Origin of the sequence: Methylosarcina fibrata AML-C10 (assembly GCF_000372865.1) — a bacterium.
GTDB classification, from domain to species: domain Bacteria; phylum Pseudomonadota; class Gammaproteobacteria; order Methylococcales; family Methylomonadaceae; genus Methylosarcina; species Methylosarcina fibrata.
On sequence record NZ_KB889965.1, the window covers coordinates 1,498,810 to 1,516,579 of the forward strand.

The window sequence follows — 17,770 nt, forward strand, 5'->3', positions numbered from 1 at the left end:
CGGTTTCAATTTTAGACGGCGGTCGGGGTGTCGAGTTCACCCGGGCAAGGACTGCTTAAATAACCTGTTTTTGCCTGGCAGAGAAAGAAAGAGAGGCCCGGCTTCGGGTGGTGGATACCCCAGGACACAAATGCGCCTGGCTTAACTGCAATAATCTGCTTCCCGTTCCGGCCGGCCTTTTGTTAATCTTTCCGGATGCGGCAGAGCGTCTTCCCGGCAATCGAAGCGGCTCGACCTTTCAAAGGTCGCAACATTCTTCTTATCATCAACAAATCGGCCGATGCATGTTTGACTTATCCGCTCCCGTCGTGGCTTTGCTGACACCCTTCGACCGCAAGGGCAGGATCGACCGGCGGGCTTTCGCGCCCTATTTGTCGGCGCTTTCCGGCTGGGGCGTGCGCTCGGCCGTATGCAACGGCACGACCGCCGAATTTCCGTCGCTGACTCTGACCGAGCGGCAAAACCTTCTCGAATTCGCGAGAGGCCATTTTTCGGGAACGCTGATCAATAACGTCAGCTCGACCTGCGTGAAAGACAGCCGGAAACTGATCCGCGGCACGCAAGGACTCGGCGATGCCGTTTTGCTGCTGCCTCCGTATTATTATGCCGGAGCTGGTCACGAAGGGCTGTGCCGCTTTTTTGCCGAAACGCTGGCGGGTGTTTCGCTGCCGGTCTTTCTGTATAATTTTCCGCAGCATACCGGCAATCCGGTCGACGGCCATTTGATAGGCAGGCTTCTCGGCCGGGGCATCGAACTGGCTGGAATCAAGGATTCGAGCGGCCGCCTGGAACATGCCGCCGCTTATCAAGCGCAATTTCCGCAACTGAAAATATTCCATGCGAACGACTTCGAAGCCCTGGCAGCCTTGCAAGCCGGCTTGACGGGATCGGTCAGCGGCGGCGCCAATCCCCTGCCCGAATTTTTGCTTGCCGTCCGAAAATATTTCGGCGCTGCGGACGGCAAGGCGCAAGCGCTTCAGCGCGCTTTCAACGTCTGGAACGATTACCGGACCGGAAGCTCTTTTCCCGAGATTCCTCTGGTGAAAGCAGCGATGGGCGCGCGTCTTGCCGACTTCCCGATCCACGTCCGGGCGCCGTTTACCGCCCTTCCCGCCGAAGCCCTGGGCCCGGTTCGGGCAAAAGTCGAAGCATGTCTGGCCGCGCTGGACGTCGTTCTTGACAATCGGTCGTGAAAGCGCCCCCCCGAACGTGTCCCAATAAAGAAGATAGGTCTTAAAAGCTGAATCGCTGAAAACTCGGCGGCTTTTCAATGCTTACTGCATCACAAGTAAATCTGCGCCATCCGCCGCCAGAATCGGCCCTGGTGGGCCCGCCCGTCCCATTCGTGCAGAACGTGCCCGATGCCTTTGGACCACAACAGATGGCTCAGATGGTGATTGTTGCCGAGAAACGGATCCTCTTTGCCGACCGCGAGCACGATGTCCATCCGGCGCAAATGCTCGAGGCGCCAGGGACAATCGAGACCCGAAAGAAAATGGGTAGGCGTGTTGAAGTAGATGTTGTCGTCATAATAGCCGTTAAACAGGTTGTGGAAGCTTTCCACTGCCAGCGTCAGATCGTAGCGGCCGGAAAACGCACACAGCTTCTGAAACAGATGCGGGTGGCGAAAAGCGATGTTGGCGGCATGAAAAGCACCCAGGCTGCAACCGTGTGCAATCGTGCAGGGATGGGCGTTCCTGCTCGCGAGAAAGGGCAGAACCTCCTGCAGTACGTATTCCTCGAACTGGATATGGCGCTGAATCCGGTCTGCCGGATGGCGCCAATCGCAGTAAAAAGTCTCCCGGTCGATACTGTCCACGCACGCCAGTTGCAGATGCCCCGCGTTGATTTTATCGGCCAACACGTCGACGATGCCGAGATTTTCATATTCGTAAAAACGCCCTTCCCTCGTCGGAAAGATCAGAACTTTCGCTCCGGCATGGCCGAACAACAGCAATTCCATGTTCCGTTCAAGGCGGTGACTATACCAATAGTGGTATTCCCGATTCATAATTCGCTGAAAAAATGATGCAATTCCGCTAACAACGCGTTTTCCTGTTCAACCCGGCGGGGATAATCCAGATGGCCCTTGTCGAGAACGAACAAACGTTTTTCTCCAGGCAACCCATTGTAAATGCTGAACTGGCCCGGCGGTGCCACGGCCGGGTCGGCCAGCGCCGCCGCCACGTGCACGGGAATACGGATATATTGCGCGGCAACGGCGGCATCGTAATAGCTCAAGATGTCGAGAATATGACCGTGCTCTCGCTGATAAACCTGTACCGCGGCGGCACTGCCCGTGCTCGGCAGTTGCAGGCGCAGAGGATGATGGCCGAAGGTAGGCACATTGAAATGGGCGCGCCGGATGCGAAGATCCCAGGGCAGCGCCAGCGCGCCGATGCCGCCGCCGAAGCTGATGCCCAGATAAGCCACATGACCGGCCACTGCGGGAAACAGCCGGAGCAAAGCGGACACCGCCAGCCACAGGTCTTCCACACAGCCACCCAGAATGTATCGGTCTTTTTTATGAATGTTGTGCAGGACGTGGTAGTGGGGATTGTCCGAAATGGGCCAGCGGCGGCTGCGCGACAGGCCGCGAAAACAGGGAAACAAAAAGGCGGCGCCGGCAATGGGAAGATGGTAATCCGGTCCGTCCCGGCCGCCGTAACCGTGCCCGACCACCACGCCTCGGGTCACCGGGCCGCGTTTGGGAATCAGCGCCCAGCCGCCGATTTCGAAATCGCCGGTGGATCGATAGGCAAGGTCGTAACAGTCGTAATCCGGATGCGATCCGTTGCCGGGAGTGAGCCGCGGTTGCGGCTCCAATTGCATGGCCCGCTCGTATCGGCTCCGCCAGAACGACTCGAAATCCCAGGGCTGGGGCGGCGGAGCGATGCGCAGCAGTTGCTCCAAAGTATATCCGTAAGAAGGGTCGAAACCGGGCATGAAAAAAAAAGTGACATTTGAAGAAGAAATTGTACATTAAGAATAGAGTAAAAAGGACCTCCTTCGGTGAAAGTCTTGCTTTGCCCGCCTTTTCCACGCTCCGGCAGAAAAAGGAAGATTTTGTCGCAGGGGAAGCTTGTTGTTCAGAGAAGGCTATTTTTTTGCCTTTCAAGCTCAGACAGGGTAATTACGCCGGATGCCGGGATGGGTCGTACCTGAATGACGGATTCCCGTGCCATGCCTCAGCCTCCGGTTTCGAAGCCGGGATACAGCGTCATGCCGCCGTCGACGAACAGGCTGACCCCATGGACGTAATCCGCATCGTCGGAAGCCAACCAGACCACGGCGCGGGCGACGTCCTCGGGTTCGCCGATGCGTTTGTAAGGCACCAGTTTCATCAATTCCGCATACGCTTCCTGCGTCCCCCACGCATCCCTATTGATAGGGGTGCGGATGGCGCCCGGACAGACGCTGTTGATCCGGATGCGATACGGCGCGACCTCCTGGGCGATGCTTTTGGTCATCAACATTACGCCGCCCTTGGAAGCGGCATAATTGACGTGACCGGCCCAGGGAATGACCTCGTGCACCGAACTCATGCTGATGATCTTGCCCGCCGCGCAGGAAACTGCGGGCACCACGCCGCGGCGCTTGAATTCCCGCACCGCTTCACGGGCGCATAAAAATTGGCCGGTCAGATTGACGCCAAGGACCGTGTTCCACTGGCTCAGCGTCATTTCTTCAAACGGGGAATCTTTCTGCAGGCCGGCATTGTTGACCAGAATGTCGATAGTGCCGAATTCGGCAATCGCCCGTCGAAACATGGCCTGGACCTGTTCTTCATCGGAAACGTCCGCCTTGACGGCGATGGCGGCGCCACCTTTGGCCTCGATTTCCTCGACGAGGTCACGTGCGCCCGCATCGTTGGAAGCATAATTGATAACTACGGAGGCCCCTTCCTGTGCCATATGAATGGCGACGGCCCTGCCGATTCCGGAGACGGCGCCGGTAACCAGAGCTTTTTGTCCTCGTAGCATTTGGCGGACCGGGCAGAAAGGCATGACGACGTCGGGCAAGGGTTCAGAGTTGCTCATCGGGAAATCTCCTTGGCAATGGTTGGTGAAAGAGGGCATGACGGCCTAATCAGGCTTGCGGCAGGGTTGGATCAATTTGGCGACCGCGCCCGTCCAGCCGGTCTGGTGGGAGGCTCCCACGCCACGGCCGTTGTCGCCGTGGAAATATTCGTAAAACAGGATATAGTCCCTGAAGTGCGGATCGGACTGAAGTTTTTCATAATGGCCGAACACCGGTCTGCGGCCATTTTCGTCTTTCAGGAACAATCGCGTCAGGCGCCGGGACAGTTCCTCGGCCGCCTCGTGGATGCTGACAAAGTAACCGGAGCCGGTGGGACATTCGATTTTGAAATCGGCGCCGTAGTAATGATGAAAGCGCTGCAAGGACTCGATCACCAGGTAATTGACCGGAAACCAGACAGGTCCCCGCCAATTGGAGTTGCCGCCGAACAGTCCGGTGAGCGACTCGGCAGGCACGTAAGACACGCTCAAGGGATTGCCCGCGCATTCGAACACATAGGGCTGTTCCCTATGAACGCGAGACAGGGAGCGCAGCCCGTAATCGGACAGGAACTCGGTGCTGTCCAATGCGCGCCGGAGCAGAAGCTTCATGCGATGGCCGCGCAACAGCGACAAAAGACGCCGCTCGCCCAAGCCGGGTTCCTCCCAACGCGAGACCAACTTGCACAGATCGGGACGGTAGTTCAAAAACCACTTCAGCCGACGTTGGAAATCCGGCAGCCGGTCCAACAAATCCTGTTCCAGAACTTCCACGGCAAACAAGGGAATCAAGCTGACCATGGAACGCACTTTCAGCGGCACGATCCGGCCGTCGGACAGATTGAGTTCGTCATAGTAGAACTGGTCTTCCTCGCTCCAAAGACCGATGCCTTCGTCGCCGATGTTATTCATGGCTTCGGCGATGTGCAGAAAATGCTCGAAGAATTTGGTGGCGATGTCCTCGTAAACGGGATTGTGCAGGGCCAACTCCAAGGCGATGCGCATCAGATTCAGAGAATACATCGCCATCCAGCTCGTGCCGTCCGCCTGATTGATGAAACCGCCGGTCGGCAACGGCGCGCTGCGGTCGAACACGCCGATGTTATCCAGTCCCAGAAAACCGCCTTGAAAGATGTTGCGGCCCTCAACGTCCTTACGATTGACCCACCAGGTAAAATTGAGCATCAATTTGTGTAAGATCCGTTCCAGAAAGGCCAGATCGCCCTGATCGCCGCGCTGCTTGCGGTCGATCTGGAACACCCGCCAGGCGGCCCAGGCATGGACCGGCGGATTGACGTCGCCGAAGGCCCATTCGTAAGCCGGCAACTGGCCGTTGGGATGCATGTACCATTCGCGGGTGAGCAGCAACAACTGATCCTTGGCGAAATCGGCATCGATCATCGCCAAAGGCAAGCAGTGAAAGGCCAGATCCCAGGCGGCGTACCAAGGGTATTCCCATTTGTCGGGCATGGACAGAACGTCGGCATTGTTCAGATGCCGCCATTCGAAGTTGCGGCCGTGGCAACGGGAGGCAGGGGGCGGAGGCTGGGTCGAATCGCCGTGCAGCCATTCGGGAACGTCGTAGTAATAAAACTGTTTGCTCCAAATCATCCCCGCCAGAGCCTGACGCTGCACGAGGCGGGCATCCTCGGCGGCGATTTCCGCCTGGAGTTGCGCGTAAAATGCATCGGCTTCCCCGCGCCGGGCCGCGAACACCTGATCGAAATCGGCGAACGGCTGCGTGACGGTATTCTTGCTGAGCCGTAACCGCACTTGCACCGCTTCCCCCGGGGCAACGGAAAAACGATAATGCGCCGCCGCCTTGGTGCCCGCGCGCCGAGGATTTACGGCCCGTGAGTCGCCCCGCACGATGGCGTCGTGAAAAGCGTCTTTGAAATAACCGGCGGATGCCATGCCGTAGAGACGCCGGCCGTTGGTCTCATTGTCACAGAACAGCAGAGTCGATGCGCCGTCGGCGTAAAACTGATAATCGCCCCAATCCCGATGCCGGATCTTGACAACCTCGTTCCCGGCAGCGGCCAATGCAGGTTTATAGGCGTCCCGGTGCCAGGACCAGGTATTGCGAAACCAAATCTGCGGCAAGAGATGCAGGGGCGCGGCCTCTGCTCCGCGATTGTGCGCCGTGACCAGCATCAGAATGTCGTCTACCCCGGCCTTGGCGTATTCCACAAAGACGTCGAAATAGCGATCGTCGTCGAAAATGCCCGTATCGAGCAACTCGAATTCCAACTGATCGCTTCCGCGCCGGCGGTTTTCCTCGGTCAGGCTATCGTAGGGAAAAGCCTCCTGTGGATATTTATAAAGCATCTTCAGATAGGAATGCGTGGGAGTGGCGTCCAGGTAGTAATAGAGCTCCTTGACGTCCTCCCCGTGGTTGCCTTCTCCGTTGGTCAGACCGAACAGGCGTTCTTTCAGGATGGGATCGCGTTCGTTCCACAAGGCCAGGGCCAGACAAAGGGTCTGCTTGTCGTCGCAGAAGCCGGCGATGCCGTCCTCGCCCCAGCGGTAGGCTCGGCTGCGGGCCTGGTCATGGGTGAAATAATCCCAGGCGGCGCCCTCGGCGCTGTAATCTTCGCGGACCGTGCCCCATTGGCGCTCGCTGAGATAGGGTCCCCAGCGCCGCCAATTCTGTTTGGCCAGGCGCTGTTCCTGCAAACGACGCTGCTCGGCATTAAGTGATGTCATGTCAATAAGTTCCTCTCTCGGTTACGTGTAAAGCTTTTTCGCAATGGCTATGCCAACAGTTTCGAGCCAGAACACGAACAATCGGCGCGAGTCGTGGTCAGAACTAAGTCACCGATAGCGTGCTGTATCTGCGCAATGTGATCATGTGAGTCCCAGGCCGCCATCGACGGTGATCACCTGTCCGGTGACCCATTCGGAGCCGGGATCTGCGAGCGATACGATCCATCGGGCGACTTCCTCCGGGATGCCTCTGCGGCCGAGCGGAATCTGTTCGCGCTCCCGCTCCTTGACGACCTCGGCCTGGTCCGGAGAGAGTCCCATCATTTCTGTCAACGCCCAGGTCTCAGTGGGACCGGCCGCGACCGCGTTGACGCGCACGCCTTGCGACGCAAGCTCAAGCGCCCAGCAACGCGTCAAGTGATCCAGCGCGGCCTTGCTCGCCGCGTAGTGGGATAGTCCGGCCGCCGGTTTCTGGCCGAACGTACTCGATACGTTGACGATGGCCCCTTTCGACGCCGTCAGGTAGGGAAGCGCCGCCGCGGACAGCAGACTCGGCCCGAGCACATTGACGGCGAAGATCCTGGCGATCTTCTCGGCCGTGCCGTCCGCCATCGGAAGAATTGCACCGGCCCCGGCATTGTTCACCAGGATGTCCAGGCGTCCCCAGATACTGAGCGTTTCGTTGATCGTTCGGGCGGCGTCGGCCGGCACTGAAACGTCCGCCGTGAACCCTGCGATGTTCGGATGGTCGCTCATCGCCTCCTTGATGGAGCCGGCGCGTCGCCCGGTGATAACGATCTTCGCTCCTTGCTTTGCGAAGCCAAGCGCCGCGGCGCGCCCGATGCCCGAGGTTCCACCCGTAACGATGACGACCTTGTCCTTCAATCCCTGCATGTCAAGCCGTGTGAACATCTGGTGCTCCTGGGTTGATATGAATACTTGCGCTTGAACCGCTCAGGGTTGTGCCCGTGCGAGCCACGCCTAAGAATAGGAAATACAGTGGGCCGAATCGCCCATTTCGACCCCATGCGAATTGGGGAAGAAACGCAGTCAAGCTCAAAGATGGCTATGGCCGCACCTTCAGGTACAAGCTGCGCTGCCGCGCGCAGAGCGGCGCGATTGTACGACCCACGACGAAGACTGCCGGCGATGCCGAGAATGTGAGCGGGTTTGTTCATGCATGCTCTCCTTTGATTCATTCTATGTCGTTCGCGAATAAGTTTTTTTCGTCACTATCGACGACAAGGACGGACAGCAGGTATTCGCCCGATGCAGCGGGCAAGTTCCCTGCGCCGTTTCAGTACCGTCCGAATGTCAGCAACTCCTGTCGGCACGCTTCGCTAAAGTCCCGTAGCGGATCGACGTGCCTATCGATCCAATTTGCCCGCATCTCTTCCATCGTAATGTTCGGCGCAAGATAGGTATCGACGATGATGCGAACCACGGAGTCGGCGGCCTCGACGACGTGCGGCGACGAGATAAGGCGTATTCGGTTCGTCAGCGCGTAAATACCGATCAATCCGGTGATATCGTCTCGTCTGTTTTGCAGAGCATCGGAATACAGCTTTGCCGCCTCGTCCAGAAACCTGCCGAACAGCGCGGCTCGGCTCTCCCTCTCGGCGGCAAGCCGCTGGCACTTGGCTTGTGCCTGTTGCGTTATCCATGAGGTTGCAAACGAAGTCAGTCCGCCGATGGCGGTTCCCGCCAGCGCTGCAAAGGCCGATATGTATGCTCCGTCCATCGAGGTCCACCGGCTCTGCTCATTTTTCGATCGGAGTCGTCAGTTCCGTCTCGTTCGTATCCGCGACGAACACCGCGAGAAGCTTGGCCGGCTTTGTCTCGCTGGCATTGGCGCTGACGCCGTGGCGGTCGCCGGGCAGCTCGGAGAAACTCTGCCCTGCTTCGTAAGTCGTCACCGGTCCGTCGTTGACTTGACTGCGGATTGCGCCCTCAAGCACGGTCGCGTAGATGAAAGCGGAATTGGCATGCCGATGGCCGGGCGAGTAGCCGCCCGGGCCGTATTCGACCAGCACGCCCTTGATGCTCTTGCCGGGAACGTTCGGCAGCTCGTGCTGGTAGACGAGGGTCACCTTGGCGCTCTTCGACTTCGCCTCATTGGCGAGAAGGTTGCTGAACGGCAGGGTGGCGACGAGCAGCGAATACAAAATGCGTTTCATAAAAGTCTCTCCTTCGGTAGGTGGATAGAAAATCAGGCTCTCACCTGGGAGCGGCGGAACCATTCGTCGAACCCGATGCGGCCGAGGCGCGCTTCGCCCAGCGGCACGAGCGAACGCTCCTCGACGCGGCCGCCGAAGTAGCGGGCCTCGGGGTCGCTCACGACCTCGCGCGGGTCGCCGACGGCCTTCAAGTAACGGGCGACGATTTCGTTGAACGGGGCCCGTTCCGGGCCGGCGATCTCGACGATGCCGTTTCGCGGAGCCGCGAGCGCCACATCGGCGACGATGGCGGCCACGTCGTCCGCCGCGATGGGCTGGAACAGGCCGGGCGAAAGCCTGACCGTATTGCCGTCCGTGCTCGAAGCGGCGATGCCGCCGAGAAATTCCAGAAACTGGGTCGAGCGGATGATGGTGTAGGGGATGCCGGAAGCCTCGATCAGTTTTTCTTGCGCGACCTTGGCCCGGAAATAGCCATTGTCGGGCGTCCGGTCGGTTCCGACGATGGATAACGCGACATGGTGCCGGACGCCGGCCGCGGCCTCCGCCGCGAGCAGGTTGCGGCCGGAGGTCTCGAAGAATTCCAGCACCGCCCCGTCTTCAAATGAAGGCGAATTGGCGAGGTCGATCACTCCCTGCGCACCGGCCACGGCCTCCTGGAGGCCTTCGCCGGTGAGGGTGTTGACGCCGGTATTGGGCGAGGCGGCGACAACCTCGTGGCCGCCCTGGCGTAGTATGGCGACGGTTTTCGAGCCGATCAGGCCGGTTCCGCCGATGACGATGATTTTCATGTTGGTCTCCTCTGTGACGTGTTTGATCGTGGGCACAGAATACCGAACCATCGGGCGAAATTCTTTGCGGTGAGCTTGAATTATGATTTAATTTCACTTGTTTATTCGTCCAGGAAAGCCACTGACGAGTGGTGTCCGACGACTTCGGCCCGGCACGACGATGCTCCCGACGCTGCTTGCCCCAACCGATGGCATCGGCTTGTCTCGGCCAAGTCCCGACCGCTGCACGCGTCAAGGAGAACCGGAATGCAGTATCTATTTGAAGATTGCGTGCTCGACCCTGAACGTCGGGAACTCATGCGCGCATCCGAAGCCATTGCCGTCGGGCCGCAAGTTTTCGATCTGTTGCTCTATCTGGTGCAGAATCGCGAGCACGTCGTCAGCAAGGACGCCCTCCTGAAAACGGTGTGGAAGGAGTGGATCGTCTCCGAATCGACCCTCGCCAGCCACGCTAATTCGGCGCAGGCGCCTACGCCGTTACCTGCACCGCCTGACCGTTCGCTTGCAGCTTCACCTCGATGTTGCCGCACGTCGCCTTGGAGTAAGGGCAGATGGTGTGCGCCTTGGCGACGAGCGCTTCGGCCTGCGTCTGGGGGATGCCTTGCAGCTCGGCGTTCAAGGTCACGTCCAGAAAATAGCCGCTCTCGTCCTGATTCAGGTTCACCGTCGCGGTGACCTTGACGTTGCCGGGCTTGAGGACAATCTTCGCGAGGCCTGCGGCTGCCCCGATTGCGCCGCCGAAGCAGGCCGAGTAGCCGGCCCCGAACAACTGTTCCGGGTTGGTGCCGGGGCCGTTTGAACCGGGCGGGGAAAGGTCGAGGTTGATCTTGCCGTCCGGGCTGGCGGCTTTGCCGGCACGGCCCGCGGTGGCGCTGGCGGTTTCGGATGCGAGTAGAGTCATGGCTGTTCTCCTGTCAAGTTGCGTTGGGATTGATTTGTTTGGACGAACCATCGCCCGGCAGAGCCCAGATCGCGTCGGGGACCGGGTCAGGGCGAAGGTCGCGCTCCATGGCTTCCCGGAACAGCCTGACCACCGGCCGGCCACGGGCGGGCAAAGACACGCAGGTGCTCGACCTGCCCTGCACCGTCTTCGGCGACGTGCAGGTCAAACTGGATCGGGTGGCCGTCGACGGCGCCGTCATAGGGGACGATGTAGCGCCCGTCCGGGTTCCAGAATTCCTCCACGTTTCGGGACAGGCCGACGTGAGAACTTAATAGCCCCGGCTGTCAAGCTCCGAATCTGGCCGAATCCCTGCAAACTGTGTTATAATGATCAGTTAAACATTTCTTCAGGCACATCAGCCGGCGCTTGTCATCCATCTCTTCTTACAAGGTAACCTTTTCATGTCCAACGACGTTTCACTATTACCCTCTTTCCGCGATTTGGCACTGATCGATCCGGTGCTGAAAGCGCTGGATGATGTCGGTTATGAAACACCCTCCCCGATTCAGGCCCAATGCATTCCATACATGCTCGAAGGCCGAGACGTTCTCGGCCAGGCGCAAACGGGAACCGGCAAGACCGCGGCGTTTGCCCTGCCCATTCTGTCCCGCATCGATCTGAAGCGGAAAGAGCCCCAGGTGCTGGTGCTGGCGCCGACGCGCGAACTGGCCATTCAGGTGGCCGAAGCGTTTCAGCGCTATGCCGCGCACATGAAAGGCTTCCATGTCCTGCCGATCTATGGCGGGCAGGACTACACCTCGCAATTGCGGCAACTTGGCCGGGGCGCCCACGTGGTCGTGGGCACGCCGGGGCGGGTCATGGACCACATGCGGCGAGGCACCTTGAAACTGGACAATCTGAGCGTGCTGGTTCTCGACGAAGCCGACGAAATGCTGCGCATGGGCTTTATCGACGACGTCGAATGGATTCTCGAACAAACGCCCGACACCCGACAGACGGCCTTGTTCTCCGCGACCATGCCGGCGCCGATCCGAAAAATCGCCCACGATTATCTCAACAACCCCGAACAGATCACGATCAAGGTCGCCACGATGACGGCGGAAAACATCCGCCAGCGCTACTGGGTGGTCAGCGGCATCCACAAACTGGACGCCCTGACCCGCATTCTGGAAGTCGAAACCTTCGACGGCATGATCATTTTCGTCCGAACCAAGACCGCCACGGTCGAGCTCGCGGAAAAACTGGAAGCCCGTGGCTTTTCCGCCGCCGCGATCAACGGCGACATGTCGCAGGCACTCAGGGAACGCGCCATCGCCAACCTCAAAAGCGGCAAGCTGGACATCCTGATCGCGACCGACGTGGCCGCGCGCGGACTCGACGTGGACCGGATCACCCACGTGGTCAATTACGACATTCCCTACGATACCGAATCGTACATCCACCGTATCGGACGGACCGGCCGCGCCGGTCGCACCGGCGACGCCATCCTGTTCGTCGCGCCCAGAGAGCGGCGGCTGCTCAGCAACATCGAGAAAGCCACCAAACAAAAAGTGGAAGAGATGGGCCTGCCGTCCACCGAAGCCATCAACAACAAGCGCATCGCCCGCTTCAAGCAGAACATAACCGATACTCTGGCTGAGGAAGGGCTGAGCTTCTACACTCAACTGATCGAGCAGTACCAGCAGGAACATAACGTGAGCGCGCTGGAAATCGCATCGGCCTTGGCCAAACTGGTGCAGGGCGACACGCCCTTGCTGATGCAGAACCCGCCGAAAAAACCGGCGGAGTTCCGGGAAGAAAAAGGACATCGGGAAGGCAAACCCGGCAAGGAGCGCAAACCCCGGCGCAGCTTCGGCGCGGACATCGAAATGGAGCTGTTCCGCATCGAAGTGGGCCATATCCACGGCGTCAAGCCGGGCAACATCGTCGGCGCCATCGCCAACGAGACCGGAATCGACGGCGACCACATCGCCCGCATCAAGATCGAGAACGATTACAGCACCGTCGAGCTTCCGGCCGGCATGCCGAAAGAACTGTTGAAGGAATTGAAAAAAATCCGGGTGGCCGGCCAGCCGCTGAACATTTCCAGAATGGCCGACTCCGCCGGTAACCAGGCCAAGGAAGCCGCCGCCAAGAAACTGGCGAAAAGCAAAAAACGCGTGGGCTCCACTTCGAAGCGGGCCAAATAGGGGAACCGCTTTCGAGGCTAGCGCGCGTTCCGGTTCATCAGGTTCCAGATCGAGCCCACGTCCGACCTCGGTATCGCTAAATAAAGCGTAATCGCAATCTGCTCGATCGCAGCCAAAAGGCAGATGACCGCCGCCGTCCGGAACGGCCAGGCAGGCCCGCCCAGGAACAGCACATACAAGGTCAGTCCCACCGATGCGGCCGCCAGCTTGACTCCCCACGTGTGATAGCTGGTCAGTTGCCCGAATTTGAGGAATCCGGCGATCGGGGGCAGCAGGAAGCTGGCGATGATGAAGCTCACGAACAGCGCTTCCCTCCGGACTATGTCGGGCCACAGCCACCAGCAGCTCACCGATATCGTTAAATAATTGACGATATCGGCCCAACTGTCGAGTTTCGCTCCGAAATCGCTGACCTGATGGGTCAGGCGGGCAACGAAACCGTCCAGCACGTCGGTCAGGAAAGCCACTGCCAATAAAGCCATAAAGGCGAAGCCGCGCCCGTTCCAGGCCAGCCACAACAAGACCGGCGCCGCGACGAAGCGGAATCCGGTCAGCAGGTTGGGAATGCTCATTCTGGATTGTTCAGAGTCGGTTTTGACGATCATAATGCAAAAGAAGCTGCTAACGGCGCATGATCGGAGAGCATGCGCCAGGGTTTATGAGAAAGCCGTTCACAACTGATTGGAGTCAATCCGCGAAAATAAATTCGATCCATCGGTAAGATCGGCAGCCAGGAAGGAAAGGTGCGGGCGTATCCGCCATGGGTCACGCGGAAGACTTCCTGCAAGCCGAGATGGTCGTGAAAAAAAGATTCGGCCCGCCCCATCCAGTCGTTGAAATCGCCCGCCACGATCAGCGGCGCGTCCCGGGGCACGTGGCTTTCGATGCGGTCGCACAGGCGGGTCAACTGCATGCTCCGCTCCTTGCCGGTCAAGCCGAAATGAATGCAGACGATATGCACTTCCGTTCCGCTTTTCGGGTCCTGAATGACGCCGTGCAATACGCTTCGGCTCGCCCAGGGATAGGGCGATACGTTGATGTTTTCCCAACTGACGAAAGGAAAACGGCTCAGGATGGCGTTGCCGTGATGGCCTGCGTTATAGACCGCGTTTTTCCCGTAAATATAGAAAGGCCAGAGCCCTTCGGCGATAAACTCGAACTGGGACAGTTTGGGCCAGTTTTCAATCAGTCTTTCATGATGGCGGTGCTCGCCCTGCATCTCCTGAAGAAACAGCAGATCGGCGTCGGCTTCCGCCAGGGCGTCGCGAATCTGATGCAGGACAAAGCTGCGGTTGCCCGGATTGAAACCCTTATGAACGTTATAAGATATCACCCGCAATCCTTTCTCTTTCATCGGCACCCAACCTGTCTATTGACGATAGGCGAATCATAAACCGAATGATTTCCGCTGTCTAATAGGGCCGTTTTTTGATGCGCAGCCTATAAAGTATCGGGGAACCCCACTCCTCGATCAGTAAAAAGCCCATGGCGACCAGGGCGATATCGCTCCAGCTCAAGCCCAAAGCCTCTTTCAGCAATAATGACGGGAGCACCGATTCCGGCAGCGTGTCGAGCCCCCTGGCCCGGCTGCTTTCCTTCAGGTTCAAACGCCGCTTGAGAAAACTTGACAGCAAATCGCCGAGCATGGCGTAGAGCGCAAACAGCGTACCGGTGGCCCATTCCCATCCGACCAGCCCGGAAGCGGCCACGGTCATCGCGACGGAAGCCGCGAGCCCCCGCCACGTTTTGGCCCTGCCGAACAAGGGCCGGCCGTCCGGCAGCGCCAGACCGGCATCGATAGGCCCGGCACAGCGTCGCCCCCATAGCCGGTCGGCCAGGACCGGAGCGCCGTTGGCGACGACCAACAGCATTAATACCTGAAACAGACATTCCCAACAAACCATAACCGACTATCGAGCGAATTCCCGGAATTTCTTAGCCTATCCTAAAACCCGTCCGTTAAAGAAAAATTTCAATATCGCTTGGACAACGAAATGCTTACCGGGTTTTCCGGGCTCGAAATAGGGCAGCGCACTCTCCAGAACGAGCAAGATGGCGCCTGGACGAATCAAAAAGTGGACAAAGCCGGCGCTCTCAAGCCCGGCATCTACAACCTTTATCTGGCGGAACAAGCGGACAAAACAAAGCGTTACGATGGCGTCATCGTGCATGTCGACAGCAACCACATACCAGCAAATAGAAAAGAAATTCGTTCTACATTCCCGGAATGATTTCGATAGCGTACCTGCTATCGGGAATATTAAAAGCATCAGTTCAACGATCAAGGCGAGGCTGTGGTTTCGTCCGATGCAGTTAAAATCAGCAGGGATCTGTAGTAATTCAAATCTAATCGGACAGTGACTGGTGTTTTAGCGGTGTCTGTCCGGTTAAATTCAGCCTAGATCTTTTTCATTCCAGACTGTTTTACCAGCGATCAGGGTTGCCATTGGCGTTCGCCCACAGCACATTTTACCCTGATGCGTTCGCTGATTATTGTAGACATCGAGCCAGTCGTCCAGGTCTTTTTGCAAGGCCGCCAGATCGTTATACAGGTGCTTGCGCAAGGTGACCTGATAAAACTCCTGCAGGATCGTCTTGTGGAAGCGTTCGCAGATGCCATTGGTCTGCGGGGATTTGACCTTGGTCTTGCTGTATTCGATGTCGTTGATCGCCAGATAGAGCTGGTAATCGTGGGTTTCTGCCCGGCCACAGTATTCGCTGCCCCGATCGGTCAGAATGCGCAGCATCGGTAGCTGCTCCGCCTCGAAGAACGGCAGCCCCTTGTCGTTCAACAGATCAGCGGCCGTGATCGGGGTTTTGGTGGTATAGAGCTTGGCAAAGGCGACTTTGGAGTAGGTATCGACAAAGGTCTGCTGATACACCCGCCCGACGCCTTTAAAGGTGCCGACATAGAAGGTGTCTTGGGAACCCAGATAGCCCGGATGCGCCGTCTCGATTTCCCCGCTGACTTCGTCATCCTGCTTTTTCTTTTCCAGGGCGGCGACTTGCGCTTCGGTCAGGATCAACCCTTGCTCCGCTACCTTCGCTTCCAGGGCTTTCAAACGCGCCTTGAAGCTCGCCAGGTCATGCCGCAGCCAGATGCTGCGCACACCGCTGGGCGAAACGAACACGCCGGCCTTGCGCAACTCATTGCTCACCCTGACTGGCCGTAGGCAGGATAATCCAGGGCATGGGTCAATACGGCTCGTTCCGTGGCTTCATCGACTCGGTTCTTCAGGTTCGGCTGGCGTCGGCTCTTGTCGAACAGGGCTTCAATCCCACCTGTAATTTTCTAAATTATTTGGCGCAGATTTTTTGGCATTATTTGGCGCCTCAGGATTCGACTCTCTTGCCTTGGGTGTAGCAATAGAAAAGACCTGTTTTCGTTTTTTATGTTTTTTATTAGGGCAGGGGTCATGATCGACTCCAAGGATATAGGACGTAAAAAATTGTTGGCCTTATCCTATCCGAGACAGTTACCGTGGATCGTCGGCGAGCTGGGAAGATGCACTCACGGATTTGTGCCAGCGGGGACTGAAGACGGCACCGAAATTGGCTGTCGGAGACGGGGCGTTGGGGCTCTGGAAAGCTGTCGCCAAACTTTGACCGGAGACCGGGTTCAAGAAATCAGTTAAAGAGTGGATAGACTGGCAAGCAACGCCTTAATGTCGGTTTTTTTGCGGCTTTGCGGCAAGCCGATGGCATAAATCTGGCGGCTGATTTCAGGATTGGCTAAATAGCGGCACTGCACGTCCTGAGCGTTCAAAGGCAGCGTATACTCCGGCATCAATGCGACGCCAAGGTCGGCGCGAATCAGATTAATGATCCAGTCTTCGCTGTTGCTTCGGTAAGAAGCGTAGAGGTTGATCTCTTGATCCTGGCAGACTGCCTTGAGTTTTTCCCTTAATTCGCAGTTGAGCCGATCCAGATACGGTTCTGTCTGTATTTCTTTCAAGTCTATCCGGGACAGGCGATTAAAGCGGTGGTTGCTGTGAAAAGCCACGACGTAGCGTTCCGTATAGAGTAGCGTTGATTGATAAGGCGGCGCCAAGAGTTGAGTCGGGGCGCTGATCACCACATCCAGCAAATCCGCTTCCAGTTGCTTCAGCAAATCGGTCTCAGTGCCGATAATCAGTTCAAATTCGATATTGGGGAATTCTTGCCGGTAATGGGCAAAGACAGGACCTAACCGTTGTGCGCCTACGGTTTCCATCATGCCTATCCGCAGCGGAACACTGTTCAACCGGGTAAAGCGGATCGCATCGGCTTTGGTGGCCAAGGTTTCTTTGTATATTTTCCGTAAATTAGGCTCGACCATTCGGCCGAGGGGAGTCAGTAAGCATCCTGAACGGTCCCGCGTGAATAATTCACCGCCTAATTCATCCTCCAGTTTTTTGATGGCCTGGGTCAACGACGGCTGGGATATATAGCTGAATTGCGCGGCGCGGGTAAAACTGCCATGATCGCAGACAGCCAAAAAATAACGGATTTGGTGCAGTTCCATAAGTGCTCGCTCCGATCATTATAGTTAAAAACTATTCTTTCATAGACAGTTTGTATTTTACAATCCTTATATTTCAATCCTATCATACTCCACATCATAAACAAATGCTATGAAAGGAGAGATTATGAAAGCGGCAAAATTAATAGTCATGTATCCCACACCATCCGATGTGGCCGTGTTCGAACGCCGCTATGCACAGGAACACGTGCCGATGGCGGTCGAAAAACTGGCCGGAAAAATTCGTTTTGACGCCAACTTGATTACCTCGGCACCGGGACGGGAGCAGGCGCCTTATCACCGGATCGCCGAAGTGTATTTCCCCTCCATGACGGCGTTGGAAGACTGCCTGATGTCACCCGGTGGTCAGGAAACGGCGGCGCATGCGGTCGAAATTTCGAGCGGGGGGGCGCCTTTGTTCCTGATTGCAGAAGTCGAAACCTTCGTTTTTTAAGCGGACTACCAGGGATTATTCCAAGGGCTCTT

Annotated in this window: 20 protein-coding genes and 3 pseudogenes; 8 read left to right on the forward strand and 15 right to left on the reverse strand. The window is 57.6% G+C overall.

Features of this window, described 5'->3' with window-relative positions; translation table 11 throughout:
* The first annotated feature begins 284 nt into the window (after positions 1-284).
* Positions 285-1,193, forward strand: a complete 909-nt coding sequence (locus A3OW_RS0107170; RefSeq protein WP_157385816.1) for a dihydrodipicolinate synthase family protein — start codon at positions 285-287, stop codon at positions 1,191-1,193.
* Positions 1,194-1,282: 89 nt separating this feature from the next.
* On the opposite strand, the gene A3OW_RS0107175 is transcribed toward A3OW_RS0107170, so the two are convergent.
* From A3OW_RS0107175 to A3OW_RS0107210, 9 genes are all read right to left on the reverse strand, one after another.
* Entirely contained in the window at positions 1,283-1,963 is a 681-nt protein-coding gene (locus tag A3OW_RS0107175) for an esterase family protein (protein WP_020562751.1), read from the reverse strand.
* 44 nt (positions 1,964-2,007) lie between these two features.
* Positions 2,008-2,913: an acetylxylan esterase gene (locus A3OW_RS0107180; RefSeq protein ID WP_020562752.1), complete on the reverse strand. Its 906-nt coding sequence runs from the start codon at positions 2,911-2,913 to the stop codon at positions 2,008-2,010.
* Positions 2,914-3,188: 275 nt separating this feature from the next.
* Positions 3,189-4,040, reverse strand: coding sequence for an SDR family oxidoreductase (locus A3OW_RS0107185; protein WP_020562753.1), 852 nt, complete (start codon positions 4,038-4,040; stop codon positions 3,189-3,191).
* Between the two features lie 45 nt (positions 4,041-4,085).
* Positions 4,086-6,725, reverse strand: coding sequence for an MGH1-like glycoside hydrolase domain-containing protein (locus A3OW_RS0107190; RefSeq protein ID WP_020562754.1), 2,640 nt, complete (start codon positions 6,723-6,725; stop codon positions 4,086-4,088).
* A gap of 141 nt (positions 6,726-6,866) precedes the next feature.
* Complete coding sequence (locus tag A3OW_RS0107195) at positions 6,867-7,637, reverse strand: SDR family NAD(P)-dependent oxidoreductase (RefSeq protein WP_198291294.1); 771 nt, start codon at positions 7,635-7,637, stop codon at positions 6,867-6,869.
* On the reverse strand, positions 7,607-7,924 hold the full coding sequence (locus A3OW_RS29040; RefSeq protein WP_408605645.1) for an NAD(P)H-dependent oxidoreductase: 318 nt from the start codon (positions 7,922-7,924) through the stop codon (positions 7,607-7,609). Before A3OW_RS29040 ends, A3OW_RS0107195 begins: the two co-directional genes overlap by 31 nt.
* A 98-nt stretch (positions 7,925-8,022) precedes the next feature.
* Entirely contained in the window at positions 8,023-8,466 is a 444-nt protein-coding gene (locus A3OW_RS0107200) for a hypothetical protein (RefSeq protein WP_020562756.1), read from the reverse strand.
* Positions 8,467-8,485: 19 nt separating this feature from the next.
* Positions 8,486-8,902, reverse strand: coding sequence for a cupin domain-containing protein (locus tag A3OW_RS0107205; RefSeq protein ID WP_020562757.1), 417 nt, complete (start codon positions 8,900-8,902; stop codon positions 8,486-8,488).
* Positions 8,903-8,934: 32 nt separating this feature from the next.
* Complete coding sequence (locus A3OW_RS0107210) at positions 8,935-9,690, reverse strand: SDR family oxidoreductase (protein ID WP_020562758.1); 756 nt, start codon at positions 9,688-9,690, stop codon at positions 8,935-8,937.
* 297 nt (positions 9,691-9,987) lie between these two features.
* Between A3OW_RS0107210 and A3OW_RS28505 the strand changes: the two are divergent.
* Positions 9,988-10,128 (forward strand): annotated as a pseudogene (locus A3OW_RS28505) (winged helix-turn-helix domain-containing protein); the annotation flags it as partial.
* A gap of 31 nt (positions 10,129-10,159) precedes the next feature.
* Here A3OW_RS28505 and A3OW_RS24315 read toward each other — a convergent pair.
* Positions 10,160-10,591 (reverse strand): Ohr family peroxiredoxin, encoded by a 432-nt coding sequence (locus tag A3OW_RS24315; protein WP_020562760.1) that lies wholly within the window; start codon positions 10,589-10,591, stop codon positions 10,160-10,162.
* On the opposite strand from A3OW_RS24315, the gene A3OW_RS27685 reads away from it, so the two are divergent.
* Both A3OW_RS27685 and A3OW_RS0107230 read left to right on the forward strand, forming a co-directional pair.
* Complete coding sequence (locus A3OW_RS27685) at positions 10,576-10,905, forward strand: hypothetical protein (protein ID WP_157385817.1); 330 nt, start codon at positions 10,576-10,578, stop codon at positions 10,903-10,905. The two genes, A3OW_RS24315 and A3OW_RS27685, sit on opposite strands and share 16 nt — an antisense overlap.
* A gap of 129 nt (positions 10,906-11,034) precedes the next feature.
* The gene (locus A3OW_RS0107230; protein ID WP_020562762.1) at positions 11,035-12,783 is read left to right on the forward strand and encodes a DEAD/DEAH box helicase; all 1,749 of its coding nucleotides are present in this window, start codon (positions 11,035-11,037) and stop codon (positions 12,781-12,783) included.
* A gap of 17 nt (positions 12,784-12,800) precedes the next feature.
* On the opposite strand, the gene A3OW_RS0107235 is transcribed toward A3OW_RS0107230, so the two are convergent.
* From A3OW_RS0107235 to A3OW_RS0107245, 3 genes are read right to left on the reverse strand one after another with little or no spacing between them, the layout of a single operon-like run.
* Complete coding sequence (locus A3OW_RS0107235) at positions 12,801-13,355, reverse strand: CDP-alcohol phosphatidyltransferase family protein (protein WP_232422341.1); 555 nt, start codon at positions 13,353-13,355, stop codon at positions 12,801-12,803.
* 29 nt (positions 13,356-13,384) lie between these two features.
* On the reverse strand, positions 13,385-14,137 hold the full coding sequence (locus tag A3OW_RS0107240; RefSeq protein WP_020562764.1) for an endonuclease/exonuclease/phosphatase family protein: 753 nt from the start codon (positions 14,135-14,137) through the stop codon (positions 13,385-13,387).
* Positions 14,138-14,195: 58 nt separating this feature from the next.
* Positions 14,196-14,687 (reverse strand): CDP-archaeol synthase, encoded by a 492-nt coding sequence (locus A3OW_RS0107245; protein ID WP_157385818.1) that lies wholly within the window; start codon positions 14,685-14,687, stop codon positions 14,196-14,198.
* 90 nt (positions 14,688-14,777) lie between these two features.
* On the opposite strand from A3OW_RS0107245, the gene A3OW_RS25905 reads away from it, so the two are divergent.
* On the forward strand, positions 14,778-15,014 hold the full coding sequence (locus A3OW_RS25905) for a KfrB domain-containing protein (protein WP_232422343.1): 237 nt from the start codon (positions 14,778-14,780) through the stop codon (positions 15,012-15,014).
* Entirely contained in the window at positions 14,953-15,144 is a 192-nt protein-coding gene (locus A3OW_RS29220) for a KfrB domain-containing protein (RefSeq protein WP_456297475.1), read from the forward strand. The genes A3OW_RS25905 and A3OW_RS29220 overlap by 62 nt, the downstream gene beginning before the upstream one ends.
* A gap of 32 nt (positions 15,145-15,176) precedes the next feature.
* Here A3OW_RS29220 and A3OW_RS25910 read toward each other — a convergent pair.
* A pseudogene (locus tag A3OW_RS25910) lies at positions 15,177-16,066 on the reverse strand (IS481 family transposase); the annotation flags it as partial.
* Positions 16,067-16,248: 182 nt separating this feature from the next.
* On the opposite strand from A3OW_RS25910, the pseudogene A3OW_RS28510 reads away from it, so the two are divergent.
* Positions 16,249-16,383: pseudogene (locus A3OW_RS28510) on the forward strand (IS256 family transposase); the annotation flags it as partial.
* 31 nt (positions 16,384-16,414) lie between these two features.
* Here the strand turns inward: A3OW_RS28510 and A3OW_RS0107265 are convergent.
* Entirely contained in the window at positions 16,415-17,287 is an 873-nt protein-coding gene (locus A3OW_RS0107265; RefSeq protein WP_020562768.1) for a LysR family transcriptional regulator, read from the reverse strand.
* Between the two features lie 124 nt (positions 17,288-17,411).
* On the opposite strand from A3OW_RS0107265, the gene A3OW_RS0107270 reads away from it, so the two are divergent.
* Positions 17,412-17,738 carry an EthD family reductase gene (locus A3OW_RS0107270; RefSeq protein ID WP_020562769.1) on the forward strand — a complete coding sequence of 109 codons (327 nt, stop codon included), beginning with the start codon at positions 17,412-17,414 and terminating at the stop codon, positions 17,736-17,738.
* Positions 17,739-17,770: the final 32 nt, after the last annotated feature.